10 protein-coding genes are annotated in these 12,558 nt (G+C 73.8%); 4 read left to right on the top strand and 6 right to left on the bottom strand.

All coding sequences use genetic code 11. The features are described 5' to 3' along the window. A partial coding sequence (locus tag ABD352_RS38965) for a M56 family metallopeptidase (protein WP_344617592.1) occupies positions 1-680 on the top strand: 680 nt, incomplete at its 5' end. 127 nt (positions 681-807) lie between these two features. Here ABD352_RS38965 and ABD352_RS38960 read toward each other — a convergent pair. Together ABD352_RS38960 and ABD352_RS38955 are read right to left on the bottom strand one after the other, a co-directional pair. Continuing rightward, complete coding sequence (locus ABD352_RS38960) at positions 808-1,191, bottom strand: MmcQ/YjbR family DNA-binding protein (protein ID WP_344617591.1); 384 nt, start codon at positions 1,189-1,191, stop codon at positions 808-810. Between the two features lie 33 nt (positions 1,192-1,224). Next, positions 1,225-1,509, bottom strand: coding sequence for an STAS domain-containing protein (locus ABD352_RS38955; protein WP_344617590.1), 285 nt, complete (start codon positions 1,507-1,509; stop codon positions 1,225-1,227). Positions 1,510-1,773: 264 nt separating this feature from the next. Here ABD352_RS38955 and ABD352_RS38950 point away from each other — a divergent pair, with 264 nt between their 5' ends. Further along, entirely contained in the window at positions 1,774-2,097 is a 324-nt protein-coding gene (locus tag ABD352_RS38950; RefSeq protein ID WP_344617589.1) for an STAS domain-containing protein, read from the top strand. Positions 2,098-2,222: 125 nt separating this feature from the next. On the opposite strand, the gene ABD352_RS38945 is transcribed toward ABD352_RS38950, so the two are convergent. From ABD352_RS38945 to ABD352_RS38935, 3 genes are read right to left on the bottom strand one after another with little or no spacing between them, the layout of a single operon-like run. Beyond that, positions 2,223-3,302, bottom strand: a complete 1,080-nt coding sequence (locus tag ABD352_RS38945; protein ID WP_344617588.1) for an enolase C-terminal domain-like protein — start codon at positions 3,300-3,302, stop codon at positions 2,223-2,225. Continuing rightward, positions 3,292-6,207 (bottom strand): FAD-binding and (Fe-S)-binding domain-containing protein, encoded by a 2,916-nt coding sequence (locus tag ABD352_RS38940; protein WP_344617587.1) that lies wholly within the window; start codon positions 6,205-6,207, stop codon positions 3,292-3,294. The genes ABD352_RS38945 and ABD352_RS38940 overlap by 11 nt, the downstream gene beginning before the upstream one ends. Before the next feature lie 6 nt (positions 6,208-6,213). After that, the gene (locus ABD352_RS38935; protein ID WP_344617586.1) at positions 6,214-6,519 is read right to left on the bottom strand and encodes a thiamine pyrophosphate-binding protein; all 306 of its coding nucleotides are present in this window, start codon (positions 6,517-6,519) and stop codon (positions 6,214-6,216) included. Positions 6,520-6,655: 136 nt separating this feature from the next. On the opposite strand from ABD352_RS38935, the gene ABD352_RS38930 reads away from it, so the two are divergent. Beyond that, positions 6,656-7,792 carry a glutathione-independent formaldehyde dehydrogenase gene (locus tag ABD352_RS38930; RefSeq protein ID WP_344617585.1) on the top strand — a complete coding sequence of 379 codons (1,137 nt, stop codon included), beginning with the start codon at positions 6,656-6,658 and terminating at the stop codon, positions 7,790-7,792. A gap of 66 nt (positions 7,793-7,858) precedes the next feature. Here ABD352_RS38930 and ABD352_RS38925 read toward each other — a convergent pair whose 3' ends face one another. Continuing rightward, complete coding sequence (locus ABD352_RS38925; protein WP_344617584.1) at positions 7,859-10,579, bottom strand: hypothetical protein; 2,721 nt, start codon at positions 10,577-10,579, stop codon at positions 7,859-7,861. 245 nt (positions 10,580-10,824) lie between these two features. Between ABD352_RS38925 and ABD352_RS38920 the strand changes: the two genes are divergently transcribed. Then, positions 10,825-12,558, top strand: a 1,734-nt coding sequence (locus ABD352_RS38920; RefSeq protein ID WP_344617583.1) for a discoidin domain-containing protein, incomplete at its 3' end; no start/stop codon positions are given.

Here is a 12,558-nt window from a genome sequence, read left to right as displayed (position 1 = left end):
CCGCCGCGGCCGCCGGGCTGCTGGGCGTGGGCCTGCTGGGCGGGCGGCTGGCGAGCAGCGCGGCGCGGATGATCGGCGCCCAGCGGGCCCGCCGCGCCCAGCTGCGGCTGCTGGTGCGGCTGGCCGCCGTGCCCGGCGCGGTGCCGGGGGCGACCGTCGTGCGGCACCACGAGGCCGCCGCCTACCTCATGCCGGGCGGCGCCGACATCATCATCACCTCGGCCGCGGTCGACCGGCTCCACACCGGTGAGCTGTCGGCGGTGCTCGCGCACGAGCGGGCCCACCACGCCGGCCGGCACTACGCCATCACGCACTGGATGCGGCTGCTGACCCAGGCGTTCCCATGGGCGCGCTGCTTCCGGCTCGGCCGCCGTCAGCTGGACCGGCTCGTCGAGCTCTGCGCCGACGAGCACGCCGCCCGGCGCATCTCCCGCATCGATCTCGCCCGCGCCCTGGTCAGCATGGCCCAGCCGGGCTCGGCGCCGCCTGATGGGCTGCTGGCCCTGCATGGCGGCGACAGCATGGAACGGCTGCAGCGGCTGCTCGCGCCGCCACCACCGCTGCCCCGCGCGGCGCGGGCGCTGCTGGCCGCCACCGGCGCGGCCCTGCTCCTCGTGCCGGTCGCGCTGGCCACCCTCGACCGCTACGCCGGCTGGCTGCCGCACCTGCCGCCGCTGTAGCGCCACCGCGCCCGACGCGCGCTGGTTGCCGCACCTCGCCGCCCCGTGGCGCCGCCGCGCCCGACGCGGGCCGGTTGCCGCACCTCGCTGCCCCTGTGGCGTCACCGGGCCCGACGCCGGCCGTTTCCTAGCTCCGGCGGGCGTCGAGCTCGGCGAGGAGGCGCTTCGGGGCCACGGCGCGGTAGGCGTCCTCGCACAGCTCGGCGATCTCGGTCCAGTCGGCGTCGCCGTCGAGGCGGATGCCGATCCAGCCGCGGTGGCCGACGTACGGCGGGCGGAAGATCAGGCCGGGCCGGGCGGCGAGCAGCTCCTCCTGGGCGCCGGGAGCGGCGGCGCACCACAGGTGGGGGAAGTCGTTGTCGTGATGCCCGTCTTCCCAGAGCTGGGCGAAGGTGGACCTCCCGCCCACGAACCAGGCCGGGGCGCCGTGGCTCGGGCGCTCGGTCACGGAGGGGAACGCCAGGCAGACGGCGCGCGTCCGGGCGAGCAGGCCGGCCGGGTCGGCGGGCATGGCGGCTCCCAGGGTCGAGGGCCCGGCCCCAGGTCAGGGCGGCGGCAGGTGGGTGATGTCGAGCACGGTGTGCAGGCCGGTGAGGGCGAAGATGCGGCTGAGGTTGCGGTCCGGGTTACGGACCGTGAACCTCCGGCCGCCGTTGAGGGCCGACTTGTGGGCGCGGATCAGAGCGGCGAGGCCCGAGGAGTCGCTGAAGCCGATGCCCGCCAGATCGGCGGTCACGCCCGGGGCGCCGGCGTCGAAGGCCCGCTGCACGGCGGCGACGAGGCCGTTCGCCGAGTAGTAGTCGAGGGCGCCGATCGCGGTCAGCAGCACTCCGCCGGAGGGGTCGTCGGATGCCGTGATCCTCAGGCCCGCTCGGCTCGGTGGCGATGATTCGGATCGGTTGGCCTCGGCCATGTGCTGTTCCCCGTTGGTCGGCGGTGAGGCGCCAGCGTAACCCGGGCGTACCCGTCCCGCACGGTCGGCGCCGATCCGGGGCCGCCGCCCGGCGCGGCCCGGGCCCGCGGGGGACCGGCAGGGGCTACGATCGGCGCCACGGCCGCGGGGACGGGCCGTGGGACGTGGAGGTTCGGGGCTGTGGAGTTGTCGGTGCGGTCCGAGGCGTCCGCGGCGGTGGTGACCGCGACCGGCGAACTGGACATCGCGACCACGCCGCAGCTGCGGCAGTTCCTGCACGCGGTCCTCGACGAGCACGACACGCCGCTGGTGGTGGATCTGACGGCGGTGCAGTTCATCGACTCGACCGGGCTCGGGGTGCTGGTCAGCGTGTTCAAGCGGCTCGCCGGGCGGGGGCAGGCGCTCACCCTGGTCAGCCCGCACGAGCGGCTGCTGCGCATCTTCCGGCTGACCGCGCTCGACCGGGTGTTCACCATCGTGCCGGCCCTGCCCGAGCCGGCCTGACGAAACCGGGCCGGCCTGACGAAACCCGGCCGGCCAAACAACCCGAGCCGGTCCGACGAAGCCTGAGCCGGCCTGACGAAACCCGGGCCGGTCTGACGAAAGCCGCGCGGGTCTGACGAAAGTGGTCAGCCGGCGGCGACCAGGTGCGGCTCGGCGTCCCCGGTCTTGAAGGTCAGGCCGTTGCCGGGGGCCGTCAGGTCCGGGTGCAGCAGGCCGCCGGCCACGACGGTGGCGACCCCGTCGAAGAAGCGGGACTCGATGCGGGCGTGGTCGTGGAAGTACTCCAGGTGGCGCAGATTCGGCGTGGCCAGGCTCACGTCGACGTGCAGGGCCGGGGCGCAGTGGCCGGAGAGCTCCAGGCCCTCGGCCGCGGCCAGGGCGGCGACCCGCATGAAGTCGGTGATGCCGCCGCAGCGGGTCACGTCGGCCTGCAGGCAGTCGACCGAACCCGCCAGGCGGGCGAAGTAGCGCAGGTCGTAGCCGTACTCGCCGGCGGCGACGTCCGCGGCGACCGACTCCCGGACGCGTCGCAGGCCGTGCACGTCGTCGGAGGAGACGGGCTCCTCGAACCAGCGCACGTCCGGGAACCCGGTGGCCATGCGGATGGCCTGCTTCGCGGTGTAGGCGCCGTTCGCGTCGACGTACAGCTCCCGGTCGGGCCCCAGGACGCGGCGGGCCAGGTCGATGCGGCGATGGTCGGCCTCCTCCGGGCCGCCGCCGATCTTGATCTTGGCTCGGCCGAACCCGGCGTGGGCCTCCAGCCAGGACTCCAGCACGTTGTCGGGCCAGTTGACGAAGCCCCCGCTGGCGTAGGCGGGGACCTCGTCGCGCACGGGGCCGAGCAACGTGGCCAGGCGCACGCCGAGCAGGCGCGCCTTGAGATCCCACAGGGCGGTGTCGACGGCGGAGATCGCGGTCGCGGCGACGCCCGGGCGGCCGGCGTTGCGCACCGCGCGGGCCATGACGGCGTTGGCGGCCGGCACGTCCCAGGCCGAGCGGCCGAGCACGTGCGGGCTCAGCATCTCGCCGATCAGGTGGCCGGCCGCGGCCGGGGCGTAGGTCCAGCCCAGGCCGGTGGCGCCGCCGGCCTGCACGTGTACGACCACGATGGTGGTGGCGTCCCACTCCAGCGTGCCGTCCGCCTCCGGGCCGTCGGTCGGGATCCGGTACGCCGCCCAGCGCACCCCGCCGACCTCAGCCGGCACGGCGAGCACGGACCGCGGCGTTGAGAACCTCGGCCAGGTGGACGGCCGGCCGCCCCGGACCGGCGTCGGCGACCTGCGTGCGGCAGGAGAACCCGTCGGCCAGCACCACGGTGTCCGGGCCGGCGTCGCGGACCGCCGGCAGCAGGCCCTGCTCGGCGCAGGCCAGCGACACCTCCCGGTGCGCCGGGGTCAGGCCGAAGTCGCCGGCCAGTCCGCAGCAGCCGGAGTCCAGCTCCTCGGCCTGCAGCCCGATCGCCTCCATGAGGCGGCGGTCCGCGTCGGCGCCGAGGACGGCGTGCTGGTGACAGTGCCGCTGCACGATCGCCCGGGTGCCCTCGGGCACCTTGGGGGCGAAGTCCGGGGCCCGCTCGGTGAGCAGCTCGGCCAGGGTGACGGTCTGCCGGGTGAGCCGCTCGGCGTCCTGGTCGCGGCCGAAGAGGTCGGGCAGGTCGGAGCGGAACACGGCGGTGCACGACGGCTCGAGGCCGACGAGGGGGAGGCCGGCGCGGATGTACGGCGCGAGCGTGTCGACGGTGTGCCGCAGCACCCGGGTCGCCACCCCGAGCTGGCCGGTGGAGATCCAGGTCAGGCCGCAGCACACGGTGCGCGGCGGCACCAGGACGTCGAAGCCGGCCGCCTCCAGCACCCCCACGGCCGCGGCGGCGATGCGCGGGGCGAACGCGGTGGTGAACGAGTCGGTGAAGAGCAGCACGCGGCCGCGCTCGCCGGTGCCGCCCGGCCGGCGGCGGCGCAGCCAGCGGTCGATGCGGGCCGGGGCGAAGCGGGGCAGGCTGCGCTGCGGGTCGAGGCCGGCGAGGCGTTTGCCGACCGCCGTGGCGGTCAACGCGTTGGCCAGGTCGGGGGCGAGCGCGGCGGCGCGGGCGAGGACGGGCAGCCAGCCCAGCGAGTAGTGCTCCCGCGGGCGCAGCCGGCCGGCGTAGTGGTGGTGCAGGAACTCGGCCTTGTAGGTGGCCATGTCGACCTGGACCGGGCAGTCGCTGTGGCAGCCCTTGCAGGCCAGGCACAGGTCGAGGGAGTCGCGCACCGCCTCGCTGCGCCAGCCGTCGTCGATGACCCCGCCGTTGACCATCTCGAAGAGCAGCCGGGCCCGGCCGCGGGTGGAGTGCTCCTCGGCCCGGGTGACCTGGTAGCTGGGGCACATCACGCCGCCGTCGGGGTGGCTGCGGCGGCAGTCGCCGACGCCGGCGCAACGCAGGGCGGCCCGGGCGAAGCTGCCGTCGTCGGAGGAGAAGCGGAAGCGGGTGGCCGGCTGGGCGGGCGCGTAGTCGGCGCCGAGGCGCAGGTCGGCGTCGAGCGGGTTGGCGTGGACGACCTTGCCCGGGTTCATCCGGCCGGTCGGGTCGAAGATCGCCTTGAACTCCTCGAAGGCGTGGACCAGCTCGTCGCCGTACATGATGCGCAGCAGCTCGCCGCGGGCCTGGCCGTCGCCGTGCTCGGCGGACAGGGAGCCGCGGTGCGCGACGCAGAGCCTCGCGGCGCGCTCGGCGAACGCGCGGTAGGCGGCGATGCCGGGGGCGCTGGTCAGGTCGAAGGGGATGCTGCAGTGCACGCAACCCTGGCCGAAGTGGCCGTAGAGGCTGGTGGCGCCGTACCCGAACTCCTCCAGCAGCTCGCCGAACTCGCGCAGGTAGTCGCCGAGCTGCTCAGGGTCGACGGCGGAGTCCTCGAAGCCGGGCCAGGCGTCGGGGCCGTTCGGGGTGCGGGCCGTGGTGGCCAGGCCGGCCTCGCGCACGGCGGAGAGCCGCTGCCGCATGTCGTCGTCCTCCAGCAGGCAGGCCGCGCCGCCGAACTCGGCGATGAGCGCGTCGGCCCGGCCGCGGGCCTCGTCCTCGGTGTCGCCGGGGAGATCGACCGTGAGCCAGGCGTGGCCGTCGGGCAGCACGTCGAGGATCTCGGTCGGGCGGTGTTCCTCCCGCTCGTACCGCAGGAGCTTCTCGTCCAGCCCCTCCAGCTGGATGGGGGAGTGCCGGGCGACCCGCGGCGCGGCGTCCCCCGCCGCGGCGATGTCCGGGAACCCGAGCAGCACCGTCACCTGGTGCTTGGGCTTCGGCAGCAGCCGCAGCTCGGCGCGCAGCACCACGACGCAGGTGGACTCGGTGCCGACCAGCGCGCGGGCCACGTTGAAGCCGTGCTGCTCGTCGAGGTCGGGGAGGTTGTAGCCGGAGATGCGGCGCGGGATGTCCGGGAACCGGGTGGCGATCTGCTCGCGGTAGCGCTGCCGCAGCTCCCGCAGCGAGCGGTAGATCTCGGCGCGGCGGCCGCCGGCGGCCACGATGCGGTCGAGCTCGGCGTCGTCCGTCGGGCCGACCCACATGCGCTCGCCGTCGTAGGTGAGCACCTCCAGCCGCTCCACGTTGGCGGCCGTGGTGCCGGACCACTGCGCGGTGGCCCCGCACGAGTTGTTGCCGACCATGCCGCCGATCGTGCAGTGCGAGTGGGTCGCCGGCTTCGGGCCGATGATGAGGCCGTCCTTCGCGAAGACGGCGTTGGCGTCGTCCAGCGGGGTGCCCGGCAGGATCACGGCGGTGCGCGCGTGCGGGTCGACGGACTCGACGCCGTGGACGTACTTCGTGAAGTCCAGCACGACCGCGACGTTGCAGCACTGCCCGCCGAGGCTGGTGCCCCCGCCCCGGCAGACGATCGGCGCGCCGAACTCGTGGCAGACCCGCACGGCGGCGACGGCGTCCTCGACATCGCGCGGGCAGACCACGGCGATCGGCACCTGCCGGTAGTTGGAGGCGTCGGTGGAGTACGCGGCCCGGGCGCCCGCGTCGAAGCGCACGTCGCCGCGCACCGCCGCGCGCAGCGCCGCCTCGAGACCGGCGATGTCCCGGTCCGGGGCGGCGCGGCGGGCGGTGGGCGTGGGCAGGGAGATGACCGCCATCGCGCATCAGCCCTTCAGCTGCTGGATCTTGTCCTGGAACAGGGTCGTGGCGATCGAAGCCTTGTGCGGCCGGTGGTCTTGGCGTAGGCGGTGGCCATGAACGCCGCCGCAGCGCATCGCCGGCCCGCTTCCGCGCTTCGCGCGAGCCTGGGCAGGCACGACCGGGCGATCGTGGTGCACGAGCACGAACCGCACCGTGTCGCTGTTGCGGCGCAGCCCCTCCATGATCCCGTTGCCGGGCAGTCCGAACACGGTGTCCACACCCCATTCGGCCAACCGGGAGATCAGCACCTCGGCCGTAATGCCACCCATGTTCAAGACGACTACCCAGCTGCGGTCCGGCCAATCGCGCCGATTACCCCGGCGGTGGCCGACGCCGCCATCACGATCGTTTGAGGCCGGGCCGGGCGGGCAGGGGTTGGGCAGTCAACCTCTGGAGGAGGTCGCCATGAAGGCTGTGGTCTATCAGGGCCCGCGCGATGTCACCGTGGCGAACGTGCCCGACCCGAAGATCAAGGCGCCGACCGACGCGATCGTACGGATCACGACCACGAACATCTGCGGATCAGACCTGCACATGTACGAGGGCCGCTCCACGGTCGAGCGGGGCAAGGTCCTCGGACACGAGAACATGGGCATCGTCGAGGAGGTCGGCTCCGGAGTGAGCCGCGTGAAGCCCGGCGACCGCGTGTCCGTGCCGTTCAACATCGCGTGCGGCACGTGCCGCAACTGCGTCGAGGGCTGGACGAGCTTCTGCCTGCGCACCAATCCGATCGACGGGGTGGACGGGGCCGCGTACGGCTACGCCGACATGGGGCCGTACGACGGTGGCCAGGCCGAGCTGCTGCGCGTGCCCTACGCCGACTTCAACCTGCTCGAGCTGCCGCCCGGCGACGCGCACGAGCACGACTTCACCATGCTGTCCGACATCTTCCCGACCGGCTGGCACGGCACGGAACTGGCCGGGATGCGCCCCGGCGACCGGGTGGCCGTCTTCGGCGCCGGCCCGGTCGGCCTCATGGCCGCGCACAGCGCGATGATTCGCGGCGCGTCCGAGGTGTTCGTGGTCGACAAGGAGCGCGACCGCCTCGACCTGGCCGGCAAGATCGGTGCGACGCCGGTCGACTTCTCCAAGGGCGACCCGGTCGAGCAGATCCTCGACGTCACCGACGGGCGGGGCGCGGACTGCGGCGTGGAGGCCGTCGGCTACCAGGCGCACGACCCGTCGGGTCAGGAGCACCCGGAACTGGTACTGGACAATCTCGTGCGCTCGGTCCGGTCCACCGGCGGCATCGGCGTCGTCGGGGTCTACGTGCCGCAGGACCCGGGCGCCGCGACGGACGCGGCGAAGCATGGCCGGGTCGCGTTCGACTACGGCACGTTCTTCAGCAAGGGCCAGCAGATGGGCACCGGGCAGTGCCCGGTCATGCGGTACAACCGCCACCTGCGCGACCTGATCATCACCGGCCGGGCCTCGCCGTCGTTCCTGGTCTCCCACGAGCTGCCGCTGGATCAGGCCCCCGATGGCTACCGCCACTTCGACGACCGCGACGCCGGCTGGACGAAGGTGCTGCTGCACCCTTGATCTCCCGCAGTGCCCGGGCCGTCCGCGCGAGGGTGGCCCGGGCGACGTGTCAGGCCACCGGCGAGGTCAGCTGCAGAGCCTGATGATCTCTTCGGCGGCCGTCTTGTTGGCCTGGTCCCATTCGGGGTGACTGTCGTAGAGGTCGACGGCCTCGGTGGCGGCGGCGATCGCCTCCTCGTGGCGACCGACCAGGCGCCGGGTGTGGGCGAGCATCACCAGCGCGGTGGCGAAGTGGGTCTCGTACGCGGTGGGGTCGGCAGCCGCGAGCGGCCGCCAAGCGGCGACGGCGTCGGTCGCGCTCGCGACGGCCTCGGGGAGGCGGTGGGCCAGGCTCTGTGCGTGGGCAAGCGAGGTCAGTCCGTTGGCAAGGGCAGCTTGGTGGGCGATCGAGCCCAGGGCGGCGAGGTCGCGCCAGGCGGTGGCGGCCTCGGTGGCATTGATCACCGCCTCGCCGTAGCGGCCGGCGGCGGTCTGTGCATCGGCCAGGGCGGTCAGCGCGTTGGCGAGATGGGACCGGTGTACCGCCGGGTCGGCGGCGGCGATGGGGCGCCAGATGATGACCGCCTCGTTGGCGTTGGCGACCGCTTCACCGTGCATGCCGGCCAGGCGCATCGCGTCAGCGACCGTGGTCAGGGCATTGGCGAGGGACGGCCGATGAGGGGCCGGGTTCGTGACGGCCAGATCGCGGTGGATGGATGCGGCCTCGCCGGCGCTGGAGATCGCTTCGGCGAAGCGTCCGGCCAGGCGCGAAGCTTCGGCCAGGGTGACCAGCGCCTCCGCGAGGTGGGCCCGATGCACGCCGGAGCCGGTGGTGGCCAGGTCTCTGCGAAGGGCGACGGCCTCGGCGCCGGTGGTGATCGCATCGTCGATCCGGCCGGCCTGGCGATACGCCCCGGCCAGCGAGCTCAGTGCCTTGGCAAGGTGTTGCCGATGGACGGCGGGCTCGGCCTCGGCAAGGGTTCGCCAGGCGGCAACCGCCTGCACGGCAATGGTGACGGACTCGGTGAAGTGGCCGGCCTGGCGACGCGCCTCGGACAGCGCGATCAACGCGCCGGCAAGGTTCGGCCGATGGGTAGCGGGGTCCGCCTCGGCGAGGTTGCGCCAAGTGGCCACGGCTTCGGCGGCGTTGGTGATCGCCTCGTCGCTGCGACCGGAGCGGCTGTGCAGATCCGCGAGCAAGGTGAGGGCGGTCGCACGGTCGGCGTCGGTGGGTGCGGTGCGGGCGCACGCCCGAGCGGTGGCGATCTGGGTGTGGGTGAGCACGTTGAGCTCCTGCGGCAGCAGGTCCCGCAGGCCTTGCGCGGCGCTCCAGCCGGGGGCGTGACGGTCGACGGCGTCGGCGATGGCGCGGTCCATGTGGTGGTGGCCGCGCCGGGCGGTGCGAACGGCGAGCGGGATCAGGCGCTCGGGGTCGGCGTCCAGGAGGGTGGTCGTGGCCGCGGCCGCCGTGGTGGCGTGGGTGGCGGCGTGGCCGAGGAACGTGAGGATCCGGGTGGCGTGCTCGTCGGTGGCGGCGGTCAGGGCGACCGCGGCGGCCAGGTCGGTGTTGCCCGCGAGGGCGTCGGCGGTGAGGTGCTCGGCGATGACCCCGGGCAGGCGCGGGCGGGTCCAGTAGCCCGTGAACCGGTCGTAGAGATGCAGCCAGGCGTTCAGCCGGTCGACGAGCTCTGGGCCGGCGTCGTGCAGGCCGGGGACGAGCGGGACGAGCCGGTGGGTGTCGGCGGCGGTGCGGGCGCCGGTGAGCATGGTGAAGGCGAGCAGGTCGCGCAGGACGTCGGTCGTGACCTGCGGGTACTCGTCGAGGCCCTGCCGGGCGGCGTGCGTGCGCCACACGGCCCGCTCCTCGGCGAGCAGCTCGGCGACGGCGTCGGTGACGTCGATCGGGCCGGGGCGGTGCGCGGCGGCCAGGGCCGCGGCGTGCAGGAGGATCAGGGGCGTGCCGGCGGTGATGCCGGTCAGCCGGGGCCCGGACGGGTCGGTGCCGAGCTTCGCGGCGTACCACGCCAGGGCCTGCTTGGCCGCGACGCGCTGGCCGGGGGCGTCCTCGGCGATCGGCCCGAGCCGGGTGCCGTGGCCGGCGAGGTCGACGGCGGTTGGGAGCGGCTGTTGTACGGCGGTCCACCAGTCCCCGAAGTCGCGGGCGACGAGCAGGAGCCGGACGGTCTGCGGGCCGGCGGCGCGGTCCAGGGCGGCGAGCAGCTCGCCCAGATCGTCGCGGGCGTCGGCGTCGTCGACCACGATCAGCGTCGGGCGGTCCCAGCCGGCGGCCAGCTCGACCCCGGCGGCGCCGCGGCCGGGGCGGGCCCAGCCGACGGTCCACGGCTGCCGCTCGTCCTCGCGCAGCGCGCGGGCGATCTCGATGGCGAGCCGCGTCTTGCCCGAGCCGGGGCCGCCGGAGAGCCGCCACACCCGGCCCGGCAGCCGGGCGGCGCACCACTGGTGTACCGCGGCTGCGTACCGGCGGCGGCGCGTCTCGAACGGCACCACCGCGAGCCACGGGGCCAGCCAGTACCACGCGCTGTCCGGTGAGCCGTGGCCGCCCGGGCCGGGACCGGGGCCGTCGGTGAACAGGTTGTCCCACTGCCGCTGGCGGGCGAGGCGCTCGGCCCGCCGGTCCCAGGCCAGCCCGGCGGGAAAGCCAACCAGCGCGCCGGCGGCCGCGACCGACACGCCGATCAGCGGGCTGTGGATGTAGTTCGTGCCTGAGGCCGCGCCGCCGGCGGCGGCCAGGCCGGTCAGGGACCCGGCCGCGCGGCCCCACCATCGCCGAGCCCGATCGTTCGCCACAACCGCCCTCCCGCCACTCGCCGCCCGCTCAGCCTCAGCATCCCGTGGCCGGTCAACTCCGTCGATCTCGGGGGCGAGTTCGAGGACCTCGGACTTGGGCCGAAGGCATTGACAGGAGTGAAAGGGTGGTTAACAGTAGCGAGAGAGCGCTCTCTGGGCCGCCCTCTCCCGGCTGCGCTCGCATTGGGGAAGCCGTCCGCCTGCGGTTTCCTCCCTTCAACCATGTGTCATGGATGGGGCTACGTATGTCCAACACCCGAAGCAGACGTGTCCGCGTCAAGGCCGGCCTCGTGGCGCTCGCGCTCGCCGGGGCCGGGGCTGTTCAGGTCGTGATCGGGTCCGCGACCCCCGCGGTTGCCGCCGTGCCCGCGGCGCCCGCCGGGTTCACCACCACCTGGAGCGACGACTTCAACGGGGCCGCGAACACCGGGCTCGACACCAACGTGTGGCGCTACGACGCCGGGGCCGGGTCGGCCTTCGGGACCGGCGAGATCGAGACCACCACGACGAGCACCGCCAACGTGTACCAGGACGGGGCCGGGCACCTGGTCCTCAAGGCGCTGCACACCGGGACCGACCCCAACGCCGGGTGGACCTCCGGGCGGGTCGAGACCCAGGCCGACGGGTTCGGGGCGCAGGCCGGCGGCGTGGTGGCGATCCAGGCCTCGATCAAGCAGCCGGACGTGAACACCGGGAACGGCCTGGGCTACTGGCCGGCGTTCTGGATGGTCGGGTCGCCGTTGCGCATCGGCGTGCCGTGGCCCGGGTCCGGCGAGATCGACATGATGGAGAACATCAACGGGCACGACTCGCTGTTCTCCACCGTCCACTGTGGAACTCTGCCGACCGGGCCCTGCAACGAGTACACCGGGATCGGCAGCGGGGAGCGGGCCTGTTCCGGCTGCAAGACCGGGTTCCACACGTACGGCGTGCAGATCGACCGGTCCGTGTCGCCCGAGCAGGTGCGGTTCTACTTCGACGGGAACAACTTCTTCACGGTGAACTCGTCGCAGGTGGACGCGACCACCTGGAGCAACGCGTTCCATCACACGTTCACGCCCATTTTCGACCTGGCCATCGGCGGGCAGTTCCCGGCGGCGTACGGCGGCGGCCCCACGGCGGCGACGGTCTCCGGCGGGCACATGGACATCGACTACATCGCCGTGTACAACAAGCCGCCGGCGGGGAACTTCGGCACCAACGTCGCCCGCGGGAAGACGGCCACGGCGTCGTCGGTCGAGCAGGCCCAGTTCCCGGCGTCCAATGTGGTTGACGGGGACGAGACGACCCGGTGGTCGAGCGCCTTCGCCGATCCGCAGTGGGTGCAGGTCGACCTCGGCTCGACGTACGCCGTCAACCACATCACAGTGTCGTGGGAGGCGGCGTGCGCGCGGAGCTTCACGATCCAGACGTCGACCGACGGCTCGGCGTGGACGACGGTGTACACGAACACCAACGCCACCAGCGACTACTACGACGTCGGCCTGTCGGCGAACGCGCGGTACGTGCGCGTGAACGGCACGGCGCGGGCGTCGCAGTGGGGGTACTCCATCTATGAGCTGGCGGTGTTCAGCACCGGCGGCACGACCAGCCCGCCGCCCGCGGCGACGCTGCTGTCCCAGGGCCATCCGGCGACCGCCTCGTCGTCGGAGAACGCCAGCTTCACCGCGCCGATGGCCGTCGACGGCAACGCCGGCACCCGGTGGTCAAGCGCGTTCTCCGATCCGCAGTGGATCCAGGTCGACCTCGGGGCCAGCCACGCGATCAGCCAGGTCGTGCTGAACTGGGAGGCGGCGTACGCCACCGCCTTCCAGATCCAGACGTCCGCCGACGGCACCACGTGGACCAACGTGTACTCCACGACCACCGGCACGGGCGGGGTGCAGACCATCGCGGTCAGCGGCACCGGGCGGTACGTGCGGGTGAACGGCACCCAGCGCGCCACCCAGTGGGGCTACTCGCTGTGGGAGTTCCAGGTC

It is taken from the genome of Dactylosporangium salmoneum (genome assembly GCF_039532525.1).
GTDB lineage: Bacteria > Actinomycetota > Actinomycetes > Mycobacteriales > Micromonosporaceae > Dactylosporangium > Dactylosporangium salmoneum.
This window is presented reverse-complemented; position numbering and strand designations above follow the sequence as displayed.

What these genes read in the sequence shown, in the direction of transcription:
- ABD352_RS38960 (WP_344617591.1), bottom strand. Translation starts at nt 1,191, where the DNA reads ATGCCCGCCGACCCGGCCGGCCTGCTCGCCCGGACGCGCGCCGTCTGC.
- ABD352_RS38930 (WP_344617585.1), top strand. Translation starts at nt 6,656, where the DNA reads ATGAAGGCTGTGGTCTATCAGGGCCCGCGCGATGTCACCGTGGCGAAC.
- ABD352_RS38935 (WP_344617586.1), bottom strand. Translation starts at nt 6,519, where the DNA reads ATGGGTGGCATTACGGCCGAGGTGCTGATCTCCCGGTTGGCCGAATGG.
- ABD352_RS38940 (WP_344617587.1), bottom strand. Translation starts at nt 6,207, where the DNA reads ATGGCGGTCATCTCCCTGCCCACGCCCACCGCCCGCCGCGCCGCCCCG.